Source organism: Evtepia sp. (assembly GCF_034090835.1).
GTDB lineage: Bacteria > Bacillota > Clostridia > Oscillospirales > Oscillospiraceae > Evtepia.
In genome coordinates this window covers 1-17,607 of sequence record NZ_JAXDRS010000052.1, presented here as the reverse complement: position 1 = coordinate 17,607, position 17,607 = coordinate 1, and the positions used below count along the sequence as shown (strand labels likewise).

At 60.6% G+C, this 17,607-nt stretch carries 15 protein-coding genes and 1 pseudogene; 13 read left to right on the top strand and 3 right to left on the bottom strand.

All coding sequences use genetic code 11. The annotated features are described in order from the left end of the window. Positions 1 to 129: 129 nt before the first annotated feature. The 3 genes from SOR61_RS09410 to SOR61_RS09400 are packed head-to-tail and all read left to right on the top strand — an operon-like array spanning position 130 to position 3,201. A complete protein-coding gene (locus tag SOR61_RS09410; RefSeq protein ID WP_320612402.1) occupies positions 130 to 873 on the top strand; it encodes a 5-bromo-4-chloroindolyl phosphate hydrolysis family protein in 744 nt (247 codons plus the stop codon). A gap of 15 nt (positions 874 to 888) precedes the next feature. Next, on the top strand, positions 889 to 2,040 hold the full coding sequence (locus SOR61_RS09405; RefSeq protein ID WP_320612401.1) for a toxic anion resistance protein: 1,152 nt from the start codon (positions 889 to 891) through the stop codon (positions 2,038 to 2,040). 48 nt (positions 2,041 to 2,088) lie between these two features. Beyond that, complete coding sequence (locus SOR61_RS09400) at positions 2,089 to 3,201, top strand: TPM domain-containing protein (RefSeq protein ID WP_320612400.1); 1,113 nt, start codon at positions 2,089 to 2,091, stop codon at positions 3,199 to 3,201. Positions 3,202 to 3,271: 70 nt separating this feature from the next. On the opposite strand, the gene trmB is transcribed toward SOR61_RS09400, so the two are convergent. Next, positions 3,272 to 3,958, bottom strand: coding sequence for a tRNA (guanosine(46)-N7)-methyltransferase TrmB (gene trmB, locus SOR61_RS09395; RefSeq protein ID WP_320612399.1), 687 nt, complete (start codon positions 3,956 to 3,958; stop codon positions 3,272 to 3,274). Between the two features lie 256 nt (positions 3,959 to 4,214). On the opposite strand from trmB, the gene SOR61_RS09390 reads away from it, so the two are divergent. The 9 genes from SOR61_RS09390 (at position 4,215) to SOR61_RS09350 (ending at position 15,538) form a co-directional block, all read left to right on the top strand. Further along, complete coding sequence (locus SOR61_RS09390; protein ID WP_320612398.1) at positions 4,215 to 4,895, top strand: JAB domain-containing protein; 681 nt, start codon at positions 4,215 to 4,217, stop codon at positions 4,893 to 4,895. Between the two features lie 34 nt (positions 4,896 to 4,929). Then, positions 4,930 to 6,903: an excinuclease ABC subunit UvrB gene (gene uvrB / locus SOR61_RS09385; RefSeq protein WP_320612397.1), complete on the top strand. Its 1,974-nt coding sequence runs from the start codon at positions 4,930 to 4,932 to the stop codon at positions 6,901 to 6,903. A gap of 3 nt (positions 6,904 to 6,906) precedes the next feature. Further along, complete coding sequence (locus SOR61_RS09380) at positions 6,907 to 7,824, top strand: EamA family transporter (protein ID WP_320612396.1); 918 nt, start codon at positions 6,907 to 6,909, stop codon at positions 7,822 to 7,824. A gap of 5 nt (positions 7,825 to 7,829) precedes the next feature. Then, complete coding sequence (gene ybaK / locus SOR61_RS09375) at positions 7,830 to 8,327, top strand: Cys-tRNA(Pro) deacylase (RefSeq protein WP_320612395.1); 498 nt, start codon at positions 7,830 to 7,832, stop codon at positions 8,325 to 8,327. 58 nt (positions 8,328 to 8,385) lie between these two features. After that, positions 8,386 to 11,214 carry an excinuclease ABC subunit UvrA gene (gene uvrA, locus SOR61_RS09370; RefSeq protein WP_320612394.1) on the top strand — a complete coding sequence of 943 codons (2,829 nt, stop codon included), beginning with the start codon at positions 8,386 to 8,388 and terminating at the stop codon, positions 11,212 to 11,214. 53 nt (positions 11,215 to 11,267) lie between these two features. Further along, the gene (locus tag SOR61_RS09365) at positions 11,268 to 11,618 is read left to right on the top strand and encodes a hypothetical protein (RefSeq protein ID WP_320612393.1); all 351 of its coding nucleotides are present in this window, start codon (positions 11,268 to 11,270) and stop codon (positions 11,616 to 11,618) included. Further along, the gene (locus SOR61_RS09360; RefSeq protein ID WP_320612392.1) at positions 11,599 to 13,836 is read left to right on the top strand and encodes an ATP-dependent RecD-like DNA helicase; all 2,238 of its coding nucleotides are present in this window, start codon (positions 11,599 to 11,601) and stop codon (positions 13,834 to 13,836) included. The genes SOR61_RS09365 and SOR61_RS09360 overlap by 20 nt, the downstream gene beginning before the upstream one ends. A 3-nt stretch (positions 13,837 to 13,839) precedes the next feature. Beyond that, positions 13,840 to 14,505, top strand: a complete 666-nt coding sequence (locus tag SOR61_RS09355; RefSeq protein ID WP_320612391.1) for a ComF family protein — start codon at positions 13,840 to 13,842, stop codon at positions 14,503 to 14,505. Between the two features lie 94 nt (positions 14,506 to 14,599). After that, the gene (locus tag SOR61_RS09350; RefSeq protein WP_320612390.1) at positions 14,600 to 15,538 is read left to right on the top strand and encodes a rod shape-determining protein; all 939 of its coding nucleotides are present in this window, start codon (positions 14,600 to 14,602) and stop codon (positions 15,536 to 15,538) included. Between the two features lie 60 nt (positions 15,539 to 15,598). Here the strand turns inward: SOR61_RS09350 and SOR61_RS09345 are convergent. Together SOR61_RS09345 and SOR61_RS09340 are read right to left on the bottom strand one after the other, a co-directional pair. Beyond that, positions 15,599 to 15,844: pseudogene (locus SOR61_RS09345) on the bottom strand (RNA polymerase sigma factor); the annotation flags it as partial. Between the two features lie 161 nt (positions 15,845 to 16,005). Beyond that, the gene (locus tag SOR61_RS09340; RefSeq protein WP_407066533.1) at positions 16,006 to 16,278 is read right to left on the bottom strand and encodes a TIGR03905 family TSCPD domain-containing protein; all 273 of its coding nucleotides are present in this window, start codon (positions 16,276 to 16,278) and stop codon (positions 16,006 to 16,008) included. 221 nt (positions 16,279 to 16,499) lie between these two features. Between SOR61_RS09340 and spoIVB the strand changes: the two genes are divergently transcribed. Continuing rightward, the gene (gene spoIVB, locus SOR61_RS09335) at positions 16,500 to 17,573 is read left to right on the top strand and encodes a SpoIVB peptidase (protein WP_320612389.1); all 1,074 of its coding nucleotides are present in this window, start codon (positions 16,500 to 16,502) and stop codon (positions 17,571 to 17,573) included. Positions 17,574 to 17,607: the final 34 nt, after the last annotated feature.

Below are 17,607 nucleotides of genomic sequence, written 5' to 3'. Positions count from 1 at the left end.
TTTCTTCCCCATTTTATCCGTCTTTTCCCTCCCTGTCAATGGAAAGGAGTTCTTGACAGGGCTTGGCCCGACGGGTAAAATGATATAAATATGCGTACTATGTCAATCTTTGGAAAGGACGGTCCGCTTATGGCAAAGTTTAAAAAAACTTCTGTTCTGCCGATCTACGCCATCGCTGTGGTCTGGGTGATCTATACCCTGGTCCATCCCCTGTATCGGGTCTCTGACTACGTCTCGGTGATCCTTCTCTCCGCTGTGGCGTTCATCGTTGTGAAGGGGTTCTTCCCTACCGTGGAATATGAACTGCCCGACCCGCCCCAGGAGGAAGCCCAGCAGGAGCCCCCCCAGGAGCAGGCACAGGAAGAGGCCGAAGAGGAGGACAAGCCCGAAGAAACCGCTTCCTCTGAGGAAAGACCGGAGACGCCCCTCACCGGCGACCCCAAGATCGATGGTCTCATCACCGAGAAGGACCGGACCCTGAGCGAAATGCGCCGCCTGAACGACGCCATCGACGACGAGACCCTCTCCCGTCAAATCGATCAGTTGGAGGACGTGACCGCAAAGATCATCGACCATGTCATCCAGCATCCCGACAAATTCCCCCAGATCCGGAAGTTCATGATCTATTACCTGCCCACCACCCTGAAGATCCTCAACGCCTATGACCGCATGGGCGCCACCGGCGTAGCCGGGGAAAACATCGGCTCCACCATGGACCGCATCGAGTCCATGATGGACACCATCGTTTCCTCCTTCCAGAAGCAGCTGGATGCCCTCTTCCGGGATGAAGCCATGGACATCGCTTCCGATATTACCGTCATGGAGACCATGCTGGCCCAGGAAGGCCTCTCCGGTCCCCAGGGACATGCATAAAGAAAGGACACTGCTATGGCAGATGAGTTTATCCCCCATTTGACTCTTGACCCCAACTCCCCTCTCCAGGATCCGCCCCAGGCGCCCACCATTCCCCAACCCCAGGACGCCGCGGACCCCCTGGCCCAAAGCGACCGGGACCTGGCACAGCTCTCCCCGGCAGAGCGGGCTGCGGTGGAGGAATTCGCCGAAAAGATCGACCTGACCGACAGCAACCTGGTCTTTCAGTACGGCGCAGCTGCCCAGAAAAACGTCTCGGACTTCTCCGAAACCACCTTACAGCAGATCCGCACCAAAGATCTGGGTGAGATCGGCGAGACCCTGGCAGGGCTGGTCCGCCAGCTCCAGGACTTCGACGCCAGCGAAGAGAAGAAGGGACTGGCCGGGTTCTTCCGCCGGAAGAAAAACCAGCTGGAGGCCATGAAGGCCCACTATGCCAAGGCCGCCGACAACGTCGATAAAATTGTCGAAACCCTGGAACAGCACCAGATCACCCTCATGAAGGATGTGGCCAACCTGGACCAGATGGTGGCGCTGAATCTCCGCTACCAGAAAGAGCTTACCATGTATATCCTGGCCGGGAAGCGCCGCTTGGCCCAGGCCCAGACCCAGGAACTGGCCCAGCTGCGGGAGAAGGCCGACCAGAGCGGCCGCCCGGAGGACGCCCAGGCCTGCAATGATCTGGCCAACCTCTGCAACCGCTTTGAGAAAAAGCTCCACGACCTGGAGCTCACCCGGATGATCGCCCTGCAAATGGGCCCCCAGACCCGACTGCTGCAAAACAACGACACCATGATGATCGAAAAGATCCAGTCCAGTCTGGTGAACACCATCCCCCTCTGGAAGAGCCAGATGATCCTGGCCCTGGGGCTGGAACACGCCCGCCAGGCCACCGCGGCCCAGACCGCCGTGACCGAAATGACCAACAACCTGCTCCGGCAGAACGCCGACCTGCTGAAAACCGGCACCATCGAAACCGCCCAGGAGGCCGAACGGTCCATCGTGGACCTGGACACCCTGCGTCACACCAACCAGCAGCTGATGGACTCCCTGGACGAAGTGATCCTCATCCAGACGGAAGGCCGGCAAAAACGGCAGGAGGCTGAAACAGAACTGCGCCGCATCGAGGAAGAGCTGAAACAAAAGCTTCTCTCCCTGCGGGGATGATTCCCGCGCTGCGGAACCCGCTGCGCCGGAATGCCTACGGAGGTTTCTATGAAGTTTTTTCAAAAAAAGTCTGTCGCCATTGTGCTGACACTGCTCTTGGTGGCGCTGTGCTGCGTGTGGGGCTATGCCCGCGTCTATGCCAACGCCCATCCCCAGGCCGAGGGGGAAGAGTCTCAGCGCTATGGCGAAAACAACTTAAACTACTATCTGAATCTGGTGGATGACGGCGCAGACCTGTTCACCATGGAAGTCACCGACCAGATCGCCCGGAAAAACCTGTCCCTGAACAACACCTACGGCACCAAGATCGCCATCAAGACCGTTCAGTATCTCAACGGAAAGGACATCAAGACCTATACCGAGGACACCGCAAAGAAGATCAGCATGGGCAGCATGGACCTGCTGCTGGTGGCTGACAGCGACAGCGAGACCTGGTATGTGCTCTATGGCGCAGGTATGCAGCCCTATGTAGACGGGGCAGGGTCCGACCCCTTATCCGCCCTCTTCGAAAAGCACCTGAACAGTGCCTTCTTCCGGGAGGAGAGCAACCAGGCCATCCTGTCCCTGATGGACGACCTGCACGCATGGTGCGAGCAGAACGTGCCCCACCTCTCTGACTCCGGCTCCACCCCCTTCTACTTTGACGGGAAAGTCCCGTCTGTCACCGTGCGAGCCATCCTCACCGGCATCCTCTTCACCCTGGCCGCCAACATCTGGTGGATCCTCCTGCTGCTGGTGGTCCTCAATGTCATCGACCGGCTCCGCTTCGACCGTCACGTTGCGGGGTGCTCTCCCGACGTTCCCCCGGTCCATCCCTTCCACCCCATTCTCTTCTGGCATCGGCCCGGCTCCCGCTGGTATGAGAACATGACCGAGCAGTTCTTTGCTCAGGAGGAGGAAGAGGAACCCGATGACTTCGGAGGCCCCACAGAGGATCCCTCCCAGGAGGATGGCCCCAGAGAGGGCGAGCGGAGCACCGACTGGCACTCTGCCGATCCCGGCAGCTACACCGACGCCCCCGGCAACTTTACCGAAACCGGCCCTCAGCCTCGGACCCTGGGCGGGCAGCTGTGGCAGCTCTGGGAGTCCATCGCCGGGATGGTCCTCTCCCTTTGCCGCAATATCCTGGCGCAAATTGAGCGGTTCCTGCAGCGCCGGTGATCAGACCATCAAAAAAAGCGTTCCGCTGTTCTGAGAACAGCGGAACGCTTTTTTCCTACCTATTCTTTTTTCAAACGGATTCGCCGTCCTCGTTCGTCTCAGGCTCCTCCTGGGGCGGCAGCTCGCCTTTCACCCCGACACAGCGGTTGATCTTCGTCCCCATATTATGGAACTTCTCCTCATAATCCGTCATGATCCCGCAGACGCCCTGGGCGTGAAGGTCGTGGGTCACCTGCTCCAGCTGGAAGCCTCCCTGGGGGAACTCTTCCAGAGAGAAGGCAAAGAGAGGGGCATTGTCCGTCTTAAAATGGATCTCTCCCTCCTCCTTCAGCACCTGACGGTACCGCAGCAGGAAATCCCGGTGGGTCAGCCGCCGCTTGGCGTGGCGCTTGGGCGGCCAGGGATCGCAGAAGTTGATATAGATCAGATCCACCTCGCCCGGGGCAAAATACTCCGGCAGGTTCGCTGCGTCCGCGTCCACGAAAAACACATTGTGCAGGTCCATATCCCGGGCCCGCTCCATGGCCATCACCATGGCGTCTGGCACTCGCTCCACAGCAATGAACAGCACCTCCGGCTCGCTGGCAGCCGTCTGGCAGGTGAACCGCCCCTTGCCGCAGCCCAGCTCCACCCGAAGCTCCTTCGCCTGGGGCATGAGGGTACGCCAGGTTCCCCGCAGCGCAGCCGGCTCCTTGATCTGCCAGGCCGCACAGCGCTCCATTCGGGGGCCCAGGTTTTTCTTTCTTCTCATGCGCATAGCAGCGCCCTCCTCGCTCCGGCGCTCCGGCCGGGATGACTGACGTCCCAGGCCTTTCCCAGCCCAGGACAGATTTCGTTTATCATACCACAGTTTTCCTTCTTTGTCAGCGGCTTTCTCCCGATTTTCTCCCTCCGTCTCCCATCTAACCCTTGTGGACCGCCGGAAAAAGCGGTATGATATAAGGTACTGAATTTACCCGCTGAGAGCCCCGCCCCCCAGCGGTCTGTCCCCCACGGAAAGGAGGAAGCCCCCCATGAGCATCCACAACGGACACCGGGACCGAATGAAAAAAGAATTCATGACCGGCGGCCTGGAGCCCTTCTCCGAAGCCCGTGCCCTGGAGCTTCTCCTCTTCTATTCCCGTTTACAGGGGGACGTCAATCCCCTGGCCCACAATCTGCTGAGCACCTTCGGTTCCCTGGCCGGAGTCTTTGACGCCGACCTGAACGATCTGAAAGCAGTCTCCGGCGTGGGAGAAAACACCGCCATCCTCCTAAAACTGGTCCCTGCCCTGGCGGCCAAATACCTGGCCTCCCGTACCAGCGCCGATGTGATCATCAGCAGCAGCCACGACTTGCAGGAGCTCTTTGCCCCCTACTTTTTTGCCGCCCGCAATGAGATGACCTTCCTGGCCTGCTTCGACGCCAAGTTTAAACTCCTGGGCGTGCGAAAAATCAGCGAGGGCGGCCCCAACGCCACCGACATCAACGTCCGGCAGGTGGTCTCCGCCGCCCTCTCCTTCAACGCCTCTACGGTGGTCCTGGCTCACAACCACCCCAGCGGGCTGGCCACCCCTTCCGACGAGGACCTCTCTACCACCCGTTATCTCCGCCAGATCCTCTCCCAGATCAGCATCATCCTGTATGACCACATCATTATGGCCGACGAGGATATGGTTTCCATGCGGGACAGCGGCTACTTTATGGCTTTATAAACACCCACACTTCCCTCAACTGCAGGAGGTTACTATGCCCAACTTTCAGGTAATCAGCGAATACACTCCTTCCGGCGACCAGCCGGAGGCCATCGACGCTCTGGCCAGAGGCGTAGAACTGGGCCTGGAGGAACAGACCCTCCTGGGTGTCACCGGTTCTGGTAAAACCTTTACCATGGCAAAGGTCATTGAGCGAGTGCAGCGCCCTACCCTGGTGCTGGCCCACAACAAAACCCTGGCCGCCCAGCTGTGCGCCGAGTTCAAGGAGTTTTTCCCCAACAACGCAGTGGAATACTTTGTCTCCTACTACGACTACTACCAGCCCGAGGCCTATATCCCCCACACCGACACCTTCATCGAGAAGGACAGCAGCATCAACGACGAGATCGAGCGTCTGCGCCACTCCGCCACCTCCGCCCTCTTCGAGCGGCGGGATGTGATCGTGGTGGCCTCTGTCTCCTGTATCTACGGTCTGGGCGACCCCATCGACTATTCCAACATGGTCATCTCCCTGCGCACCGGCCAGGAAAAGCCCATCGAAGAGCTGCTCAACAAGCTCACGGAGATCCGCTACGAGCGCAACGACGTGGCCTTTGACCGAAACCGCTTCCGGGTCCGGGGGGACACGGTGGAGATCTTCCCCGTCTACGCCAAGGACCACGCCATTCGGGTGGAGTTCTTCGGGGACGAGATCGACCGCATCAGTGAAATCAACGTGGTCACCGGCACCCCCACACGGGTGGTCGACCATGTGGCCATCTATCCCGCCTCCCACTATGTGGCTTCCAAAGAGAAGATGACCCGGGCCATCCAGGAGATCCGTCAGGAACTGGACGAACGGGTGCAGTTCTTTAAGGAAAACGAACAGCTGCTGGAAGCCCAGCGCATCTCCCAGCGCACCGCCTACGACATCGAAATGATGCAGGAGCTGGGTTACTGCTCCGGCATTGAGAATTACAGCCGGGTGATCGCAGGCCGACCCGCCGGGTCCCCGCCCATGACCTTGCTGGACTACTTCCCCAAGGACTTCCTCCTCTTCATCGACGAAAGCCACGTCACCCTCCCCCAGGTCCGGGCTATGTACGCCGGGGACCGGGCCCGAAAAACCACCCTGGTGGACTACGGCTTCCGTCTCCCCTGCGCCTTTGACAACCGCCCCCTCAACTTTGAGGAATTCTCCCAGCGGCTCAACCAGGTGATCTACGTCTCTGCCACCCCTGGCCCTTATGAAAAGAGCCGCTCGGGGCAGATCGTGGAACAGGTCATCCGGCCCACCGGCCTGCTGGACCCGGTGGTGCAGGTCCGTCCGGTAGAGGGGCAGATCGACGACCTCATCGGCGAGATCAATTCCCGCACCGCCAAACAGGAGCGGGTATTGGTCACCACCCTCACCAAAAAAATGGCCGAGGACCTCACCGCCTATCTCCAGGGCGCCGGTATCCGGGTGCGGTACATGCACCACGACGTGGACACCATCCAGCGCATGGAGCTCATCCGGGACCTGCGCCTGGGGGAATTCGACGTTCTGGTGGGCATTAACCTCCTCCGGGAAGGTCTGGACCTGCCGGAAGTCTCTTTGGTTGCCATCCTGGACGCCGACAAGGAGGGCTTCCTCCGCTCGGAAACCTCCCTCATCCAGACCATCGGCCGGGCCGCTCGAAACGCAGAAGGTCTGGTCATTCTCTACGCCGACACGGTGACCCCCTCCATGGCTGCCGCCATGGAAGAGACCCATCGCCGGCGGGAAATCCAAAGCGCCTACAACGAGGCCCACGGCATCGTTCCCAAAACCGTGGTAAAAGCCGTGCGGGATCTCATTGAGATCTCCCACGCCGCCGACGAAAAGGCCAGCGGCAAAAAGGGCGCCAAAGCCCTCTCTCCCAAAGAAAAAGCCAGCCTGATCGCCAAGCTGGAAGCCGAAATGAAAGAAGCCAGCCGCCGGCTGGAATTCGAATACGCCGCCATTCTGCGGGACCAAATTATCGAACTACGAGGAAAGGACGTGTAAGCCATGCCCCAACAGCAGCCCAGCAAAGCCCCCGCCACCCAAACCACCGCCCCCAACCCATCCAGTTACCTGGCGATGGGCTGCATCATGGCTGCCGGCGCGCTATGGGGCTGCATCGGACTCTTCAACCGTTCCCTGTCCGCTATGGGCATCTCCTCTTCCTCCATCGTCCTGCTGAGAAACACCGGTGCCTGTGTCCTCCTGGGCCTGCTCTTTCTGCTCAAGGACCGCAGCATTTTCCAAATTCGTGTCCGGCATCTGCCCTTCTTCTTTGGTACTGGTGTGGTGAGCCTGCTCTTCTTTACCCTGTGCTACTTCCGCAGCCAGCAGCTCTCCTCCCTCTCTGTGGCAGGCATCCTCCTCTACACCTCCCCCACCTTCGTGGTGGTCCTGTCTGCCCTGGTCTTTAAAGACCCCTTTACCAAGCGAAAGCTCTGCGCCCTGCTCATCGCCTTTTTGGGCTGCACCTTCGTCACCGGGATCTGGGGCGGCGAACTCTCCCTCTCCCTGCAAGGGCTCCTGCTGGGCCTGGGCAGCGGCTTCTTCTACGCCACCTACTCCATCTTCGGTCGGATCGCCCTGGCCCATTACCCGCCCTTTACCGTCACCTTCTACACCTTCCTCTTTGCCGGGGTAGGCGCCCTCTTCTTCCTGGACAGGGAGGACATGGCCACTGCCTCTTCCTCTCTCTGGTCGGTGTTCCTGGTCCTGGGCCTCATTATCATCTCCACCATCCTGCCCTATCTGCTCTACACCAAAGGTCTGAACGACCTGGGTGACAGCGGCAAAGCCGCCATCCTGGCCAGCGTGGAGCCGGTGGTGGCCTCCATTGTGGGTATCCTGGCCTTTGGCGAGCCCATGGGCCTGGGCGTTATTCTGGGCCTTGTCTGCATCCTGATCTCCGTGTATATCCTGAGGTAAGAACCATGGCAAAACAGAAAGAAAAAGAAGAAAAAACCAACGTCATGCGGGTCCTGGAAGCCGCCGGGATTCCCTATACCCCCCACCAGATCCCCCTGTCCAAGGACTCCCCTCTGGACGGGGTCTCCGCCGCGGCCCTTCTGGGAAAGCCCCCGGAACAGGTCTTCAAAACCCTGGTGACCCAGGGGCCCAAGGGGGAGCACTTCGTCTTTGTCATCCCCGTGGCCGAAACCCTGGACCTGAAAAAGGCGGCCAAAGCCGCCGGGGTCAAATCCGTGACCATGCTGCCCCAGAAGCAACTCTTCCCCCTCACCGGCTACGTCCACGGCGGCTGCTCCCCGGTGGGGATGTCCAAAGCCTTCCCCACCTACTTTGCAGAGGAAGTGATCCTGGTGGATACCATGCTCTGCTCCGCCGGGAAAATCGGCCACCAGGTGGAGCTCCGCCCTAACGATCTCATCGCCCTGGTGGGCGGCGAGATCGCTGACCTGATCGTTTCCTGACCCACGCCTTCCTTTCTCCCGGAAAGGAAGGCGATCCTATCCCCATTGGAGTACTATCATGCAATCTCATATCTTCGTAAAAGGCGCTCGCGCCAACAACCTGAAAAATATCGACGTCTCCATCCCCAGAGATAAGCTGGTGGTCATCACCGGCCTGTCCGGCTCAGGCAAATCCTCTCTGGCCTTCGATACCATCTACGCCGAGGGCCAGCGGCGCTATGTAGAGTCCCTCTCCTCCTACGCCAGAATGTTCCTGGGCCAGATGGAAAAACCCGACGTGGACTATATCGACGGGCTCTCCCCCGCCATCTCCATCGACCAGAAGACCACCAGCAAAAACCCCCGCTCCACCGTGGGTACCGTCACTGAGATCTACGACTACCTCCGCCTGCTCTGGGCCCGGATCGGGACCCCCCACTGCCCCAAGTGCGGCAAGGAGATCAAGCAGCAGTCCATCGACCAGATCACCGACCAGGTCATGGCCCTGCCGGAGGGGACCCGTATCATGGTCCTGGCTCCCGTGGTCCGGGGGAAAAAGGGCGAGCACATCAAGGTACTGGAAAACGCCAGAAAGTCCGGCTACGTCCGCTGCCGCATCGACGGCGCCCTCTATGAGCTGTCTGAGGACATCTCTCTGGAGAAAAACAAGAAGCATACCATAGAAATCGTGGTGGACCGTCTGGTCATCCGCCCCGATATTCTCCGCCGCCTCACCGACTCGGCAGAAACCGCCGCCTCCCTCTCCGGTGGGCTTATTCTCATCAACCTCCCCCAGGAGGACAAGGACCTCACCTTCTCTCAAAACTATGCCTGCGAGGACTGCGGCATCTCCATCGAGGAGCTGGCTCCCCGCATGTTCTCCTTTAACAGTCCCTTCGGCGCCTGCCCCACCTGTACCGGCTTGGGCAGCCAGATGAAAGCCGACCCCCAGCTGGTGATCCCCAATCCCTCCCTCTCCATTCTGGAAGGGGCCATTGCCGTCTCGGGATGGCAGAACGTCAAAGGGGACTCCATCTCCCGGATGTACTTTGAAGCCCTGGCCAAAAAGTATGGCTTCAAGCTCACCACCCCCTTCCGGGACCTCTCTGACCAGGCCAAGGATATCATCCTCAACGGCACCAAGGGGGAAAAACTCACCCTCACCTACCAGAGAGAGAACGGGCAGGGAACCTTTCAGCAGCCCTTTGAAGGGGTGCTGAACAACGTGGAGCGCCGCTTCAAGGAGACCCAGTCCGACGCCTCCCGGAAGGAACTGGAAGAGTGCATGAGTCAGTGCCTCTGCCCCAGCTGCCAGGGACGGCGGCTGAAAAAAGAGGCTCTGGCTGTAACCGTAGGAGACCTGAACATTGACGAATTCTGCCGGAAGTCGGTAAACGATGCCCTGGACTTTATAGAAACCCTGGTCCTCACCGAAACCCAGGCCCAGATCGCCCAGCAGATCCTGAAGGAGGTAAAGGCCCGCCTGGGCTTCCTCCAGAGCGTGGGTCTGTCCTACCTGACCCTCAGCCGCCAGGCGGGAACCCTCTCCGGCGGGGAAAGCCAGCGCATCCGTCTGGCCACCCAGATCGGCTCCTCCCTTATGGGGGTGCTCTATATCCTGGACGAGCCTTCCATCGGCCTGCACCAGCGGGACAACGACATGCTTCTGGAGACCCTAAAGCATCTCCGGGACCTGGGCAATACCCTTTTGGTGGTGGAGCACGATGAGGACACCATGCGGGCCGCCGACTACATTGTGGACATTGGTCCTGCAGCCGGCGTCCACGGCGGGGAAGTGGTAGCAGCTGGTACCCCGGAAGAGATCATGGCTGCCCCTCAGTCCATCACCGGACAGTACCTCTCCGGCGCCCGGAAAATCCCCGTCCCCCAGCGCCGCCGGGAAGGCAACGGCCACTGCCTCACCATCCGGGGCGCAGCGGAAAACAACCTGGACCATGTGGACGTCACCTTCCCTCTGGGGACCTTCACCTGCGTCACCGGAGTCTCTGGCTCGGGCAAATCCTCTCTGGTCAACGAGATCCTCTTTAAGCGGCTGGGCGCTGACCTGAACCGAATGAAACTCCGCCCCGGCAAGCACGACGCTCTGGAGGGCGAGGAATTCCTGGACAAGGTCATCGCCATCGACCAGTCTCCCATCGGCCGTACCCCCCGGTCCAACCCCGCCACCTACACTGGGCTCTTCGGGGACATCCGGGAGCTCTTTGCCTCTACCCCCGACGCTAAGTCCAGAGGCTACGGCCCGGGCCGGTTCTCCTTCAACGTCAAAGGTGGCCGGTGCGAATCCTGCGCCGGAGACGGCCTCATTAAGATCGAAATGCACTTCCTGCCCGACATTTACGTTCCCTGCGAGGTCTGCAAGGGAAAACGCTACAACCGGGAGACCCTGGAAGTCCGATATAAAGGCAAAAACATCCACGACGTGCTGGACATGACCGTAGACGAAGGCCTGGCCTTCTTTGAAAACCTCCCCAAGCTCCGCCGGAAACTGGAGACCCTTTCTTCCGTAGGGCTGGGCTACCTGAAGATCGGCCAGTCCTCCACCACCCTCTCCGGCGGCGAGGCCCAGCGGGTGAAGCTGGCCACGGAACTGGCCCGCCGCTCCACCGGGAAAACCGTCTATATTCTGGACGAACCCACCACCGGCCTGCACAGCTACGACGTACAGAAGCTTCTGGAAGTGCTGGACCGGCTGGTAGAAGGGGGCAATACCGTCATCGTCATCGAGCACAACCTGGATGTCATCAAGTGGGCCGACCATATCATCGACCTGGGGCCCGAAGGCGGCGCAGGGGGCGGACACATCGTCTGCACCGGCACCCCGGAAGAAGTGGCCCAGTGCCCGGACTCCTACACCGGGCAGTACCTGAAGCGTCTGCTGAACCCGTAACCTTTTCCCTCCACCCGGCATACCATGGAGTAAAACCCGTGGAGGTGTGTTTCGTGGAAATACTGGCCGCTCTCCTGTGCGCAGCCCTGCTGCTCTTCTTGAACCGAATTCTCTTTACCCATCTGGTCTCTCCCTCCCAGCAGGGCACCGCCCCCGTTTTTGCGGTGGTCCCCGCCGCAGGCAGCGGAGACGGTCTGGAGCAAACCCTCCGCCACCTGCACTGGCTGCGGACCGAAAAGCTCTCCCACTTCACCATCCTGGTGGTGGACGCGGGCCTGTCCCCTGCCGGGCGGGAGCTGATTGAGACCATGCTTCGCAAAGACCCTTCCCTGCTCTTCTGCCCCGCAGAGGAAGCCCCCTTGATTCTCAAAAGGAAGGATAACCATGGATACTTCTCCCTCTGAACTGATTTTCTTGGAAGGTACCGTCTCCTCCGTCATCTACCGCAACGAGGACAACGGCTATACCATCCTCCAGCTGGACACCGACGACGGCGACGAGGTCACCGTCGTCGGCACCATGCCCGGCATCAGTCCCGGCGAGGGACTTTCTGTCCACGGACAGTGGACCCGTCACCCCACCTACGGGGAACAACTGAAAGCGGAGATCATGGAGCGGCGAATGCCCGTGGGGGAAAAGGCCGTGATGGAATACCTGGCCTCCGGCGTCATCAAAGGGGTAGGAGCCGCCACGGCCAGACGACTGGTAGATACCTTCGGGGAGGATGTGCTCACCATCATTGAGGAAAGTCCCCATCTGCTGACCAAAATCAAAGGCATCTCCCCCAAGCGGGCGGAGACCATCCGGCAGTCTTTGTGCATGCAGCTGGCCATGCGCCGCTTACTGGACTTCCTCTCCGCCCACGCTCTTCCCCTGCAAATCGCCATGCCCCTCTACCGCCAGTATGGAAACATGGCCCTCACGGTCATCAAGGCCAACCCCTACCTTTTGGTGGAAGACCCCTTCTTCCTCCCTTTTCCTCAGGCGGACAAGCTGGCGCTGGACCTGGGTCTGGGCCAGGACGATCCCCTTCGTCTGGACGCAGGCATCCTCTTTACCCTCTCCCACAACCTGGACAACGGCCACGTTTTTCTCCCTTACGGAAAGCTGCTGGACGCAGCGTCCCACCTGCTGCGGGCCGAACCGGACACCCTGCTCTCCTCTCTGGACAGCCTGCTGGCCCGGCAGAAGATCGTGCGGGAAGAGATCGCCGGACAGGACGCCTGCTATCTCACCCGGCTCCACTTCTGCGAAACCTATGTAGCCAATCAGCTGCTGGAAATGAACGGGGAAGAACTCTGTCCGCCGCCCAATCTGGACCGTCTGTTGGAAAAGATCCAGCGGGAGCAGGGCATCACCTATGCCCCTTTGCAGATCGAGGCGGTAAAAACCGCCGCCTGCCGCCAGGTCATGCTTCTCACCGGCGGACCGGGCACCGGCAAGACCACCTCCCTCCGGGGCATTCTCTCCCTCTTTGACCACCTCCACCTCCGCACCTGTCTCACCGCCCCCACCGGGCGGGCCGCCAAACGGCTCTCCGAGACCTGCGGCGCGGAGGCCAGCACCATCCACCGGCTGCTGGAGACCCGCTACGACGGGGAACAGGGGATGCTCTCCTTTGCCCACAACGAGCAGGACCCCCTGGACGCCGATGCGGTCATCCTGGACGAGGCCTCTATGGTGGATATCATCCTCATGCAGGCCCTGTTGGCTGCCCTGCCCGCCGGATGCCGCCTGGTTTTGGTGGGTGACCCCCATCAGCTCCCCTCCGTGGGACCGGGCAACCTGCTCTCCGATCTACTCCGCTCCCAGCAGCTGCCTACCCTCCGGCTCACGGAAGTGTTCCGCCAGGCGGAGGCCTCCGCCATCATCCGCAACGCCCGCACCGTGGACCAGGGCAACTGCCCTGTGCTGGTGAACGACCCCGCCGGAGACTTCTTCTTCCTCCGCCGTCTCCACCCGGAATCTGCCGTGGAGACCATCGTGGAGCTCTGCCGCACCCGTCTGCCCAAAAACATGGGCATCCCACCTGAACAGATCCAGGTCCTCTCCCCCACCCGCAAGGGAGCCGCCGGGACTACCGCTCTGAACCGGGCCCTGCAGGCGGCGGTGAATCCCCCCGCCCCCGGAAAGGTGGAAAAAGCCTTCGGTCCCGCCCTCTATCGGGAGGGTGACCGGGTCATGCAGGTGAAAAACAACTATGATGTCATGTGGGAAGAAGTGGACGGAAACAGCGTGGGTATGGGCATCTTCAACGGCGATATCGGCCAGATCGAAGCCATTGATTCGGGCAGCGGCGTGGTCACCGTGAACTTCGACGGCCACCGGGCCCAATACACCCCCGACATGATGAACCAGCTGGAACCCGCCTACGCCATCACGGTCCACAAGTCCCAGGGCAGCGAATACCAGGCAGTGATCCTGTCCGCCGTAGAGGCCGCCCCCATGCTCCTCACCCGAGGCATCCTCTACACCGCCATGACCCGGGCCAAGCAACTGCTCATCCTGGTGGGCGACGACCAGGTGGTGGCCCGCATGGCCGCCAACGACCGGCAGCAGCGCCGATACAGCGGGCTTCGGGCCCGGCTGGCGCGAGGCGGACAGTGGAGAGAGGAGGGATAAGTCATGTCGCTCCTTTCCCGTATTCTGGACCTGCTGTTCCCGCCCCGTTGTCCCTTCTGTGGGGCGCTCCTTGACCACTCCCTTCCCGGGCCCTGTCCCCGCTGCGAAGCGGCAGACCTCTGGTTTCCCCCGGGCCAGGGCGTCTTTCCCGGCCAGGCCTTCTCCCGCTGCGTCTGTGTGGGGTGGTACCGGGACTTTCTTCGCGAGTCCATCCTCCAATTCAAGTTCCACAACCACCCAAAGTACGCCAGGGCCTACGGCCCCATGCTGGCAAAGGCCATCCGTACCTACCTGCCCGGCACCTATGACTGCATCACCTGGGCGCCGGTCTCCTCTGTGACCTTAAAAAGCCGGGGCTATGACCAGGCCCGCCTGCTGGCGGAAGCAACCGCCGAAGCCCTGAACACCCAGGCCCTCCCTCTGCTGGAAAAGAAAAAACACAACCTTCCCCAATCTTCCCTGCAAAGCGGCAGGCAGCGCTGGGCCAACGTGGCCGGCGTTTACACGGTTCCTCATCCGGAACAAGTCCAGGGCCGCCGCATTCTGGTCATCGACGACATCCTCACCACCGGGGCTACCCTGGAAGAATGCGCCAAGACCCTTCGGAACCACGGCGCTACCCAGGTCGTGGCTGCCACCTTCTGCAAAACCCCGGAAAAGATCCCATGATCCCAGGATTCCCCCTCCATTTTTCGTGGAAAAGGAACCCTGGGATTGTTCTATACTTAGGGAACCAATACCGCCAAAGAAAGGGAGCATGGGTATGGACAAGCAATCGCAAACAGCAGGTACATTTTCCAGAGACATCGCCATTGACCTGGGGACCACCTCCGTACTGGTGGCCGTCAAAGGGAAAGGCATCCTCCTGCAGGAACCCTCTGTGGTAGCCGTGGACCGCCAAACCGGCAAAGTCCTCCAGGCGGGGGAGGAAGCGCGGCAAATGCTGGGCCGTACGCCAGGCGACCTCATCGCCGTTCGCCCCCTGCGAGAAGGGGTCATCACCGACTACACCATCGCCGAAGCCATGGTCCGGGCCTTTCTGCAAAAAGCCGCCCCCGGCCGGTTTCTGAAACCCCGTCTGCTCATCTGCGTTCCCTCGGGCATCTCTGAGGTGGCAGAACGGGCGGTGGTAGAGGCCGGTCTGCAAGCTGGGGCCCGGCGAGTCTACCTTATGGAAGAACCCCTGGCCGCCGCTCTGGGGGCCGGCATCGAAATTGAACGGCCGGAAGGCCACATGATCGTGGACATCGGCGGCGGCACCACCGACGTGGCCGTGGTCGCTCTGGGGGGTGTGGTCACCTCCGCCTGTCTGCGCACCGCCGGTGACCGCTTTGACGAAGCGCTCATCCAGGCCATTCGAGACACCCATCATCTGCTGGTTGGGGTGCGCACTGCAGAGGAAGTCAAGAAAGTCATCGGCCGGGTGGATGGCGAAGGAGAAGGCGCCTCCATGGCCGTGAAGGGTCGGTGCCTCTCCACCGGGCTCCCCCGGGAAATCACCCTCACCAGCCAGGACACCCAGGAGGCCTTTGCGCCTGTGGCAGAAGAAATCGTACTGGCCGTCCAGAGCGTGCTGGAGCGCACCCCGCCGGAGCTGGCCGCCGACGTGGCCCGCAGCGGTATTCTCCTCACCGGCGGCGGCAGCCTGCTGGAAGGGATGGACCGCCTCCTCTGCGGTACCGTTTGCCGCAATACACTCTGACAGTTCCTCCAGCACCAGCGGCAGCTCACCCCCGCCCCGCTTTTGCGCTGAGCGGCTGCGCCAGCGGTCAAAGGAAAGGCTGCGGGTCAGCTTGGCAAAAAACATCCGCAGCCTGCTGGGGCGGCTGGGCGGCATGGCGTTCCATGCGTGGAGCCAGGTGTCGCTGACACATTCCTCGCTGTCCTCCCAGTTGTGCAGAATGTTCTGCGCAAGGGAAAAGCAGTAGCGGCCATACTTCTCCTTGAAATGGGTGATGGCAGCTTCGCTTCGCTGCCAGTACAACGCGATGATTTCGTGGTCTTCCATTGGCCTCCCCCTTTCTCTATGCTCTCTCATCCTATAAGACGAGATCCAGTCCGGAATGTGACAGCGATCCCGAAAAAAATTCCAGGATACCCGATTTCTCCTTATAAAAAGAGCTTACGGCAAGCAGAATTGCCGCAAGCTCTTTTTCTTGGTTGCTTCAATCAGGCCTTCTCCGCCCGCTTGGCCTCTTCCGCCAGGGCGATGCGCAGGGCCTTGGACAGCTGGTCGGGACAGGAAGTGCCCTTGCCGCCGCACTGGATGCCTTCGATCTTGGCAATGGCATCCTCTGCCCGCATTCCTTCTACCAGGCGGGATACCCCCTGGCTGTTGCCGTGGCAGCCGCCGATGATCTCCACCGACTGCACCACGCCCTGATCAATTTTTACGTTCATCTGACGGGAACATACGCCCTTGGTCTGGTACTGAATGGTCACAATGGTCGTCCTTTCTATGGAATCCCGCATTTTTCACGAGGATCACCTTATTTAATATTCAATGCCCGTGTATCATAGCAAATCTCACACAAAAAAGCAAGAAGACTCTTCCATGGAAACACTGTGTATCTTTGGCGGGTCTTTTTTGCGAAAAATCGGCCATAGTAATTTTGCGCGTTTCACCGCGCCAATGAACCATTTCTTGAAAGAGGGGTGATTCCTTGCAGGACACCAAAGCGTTTCACGGGCCGGCTCCGCTGGTGCGGTGCTTTCGCACCCTCCTCCTGCTGGCCGCCGCCGTGGCGATGACCCTCTCCCTGACCCCCGGCGCCCAGGCCGCGCAGCCCTCCTCTGCGGTTCGCTCGGTCATTCCTCTGGGACAAGCCGTGGGCATCAAGCTCTTCGCTCAGGGTGTTCTGGTGGTAGGGCTCTCTGATGTCACCACCGACCAGGGCCTGGCCTCCCCGGCCAAAGCCTGCGGTCTTCAAAAAGGCGACATTATCACCCACATCAACCACACCAAAGTCAGCTCCATCGAAGAGGTCCAGACCATCCTCCAGGACCTGGAAGGAGAAGAGATGAACGTCCGAGTGCTCCGCGACGAAAAGGATCGGGCCTTCTCCACCCATGCAGTCCAATGCAGCGCCGACGGCTCCTATAAACTGGGCGCCTGGATCCGGGACTCCATGGCTGGGATCGGTACTCTGACTTTCGTGGACCCCAACACCGGCCTGTTCGGTACTCTGGGGCACGGCATCAACGATGTGGACACCTCCGTCCTCATGAAGCTCCAGTCCGGCGCCATCACCCCCGCCTCTGTGGCCGGGGTGGTCAAAGGAATGGACGGCCGTCCCGGGGAGCTGAAAGGGTGCTTCTCCTCCAAGCAGGACCTGGGCACCCTCTTCGCCAACACCGAGCAGGGCGTCTTTGGCACCCTGACGAATCCCAACACCTTCTCTGGTCAACCCATTCCTGTGGCGCAGCCCGAGGAGATCCACACCGGTCCGGCTACCATCCTCTCTAACGTAGAGGGCACCACCGTAGAAGAGTATCAAGTGGAGATCCTGAAACTCCACCCCAACGCCTCCGACACCCGAGACCTGATGCTGAAGGTCACTGACCCCAGGCTGCTGGAAAAAACCGGCGGCATCGTTCAGGGAATGTCTGGCTCTCCCATCCTCCAGGACGGGAAGCTGGTGGGGGCAGTCACCCACGTGCTCATCGACCACGCCGACCAGGGGTACGGCATCTTTGCCACCCACATGCTGGAAACGGCCCAAACCTCTCAGTCCTGACCCTTTTCCGGCAGCCGGATCTTCCGGCTGCCAA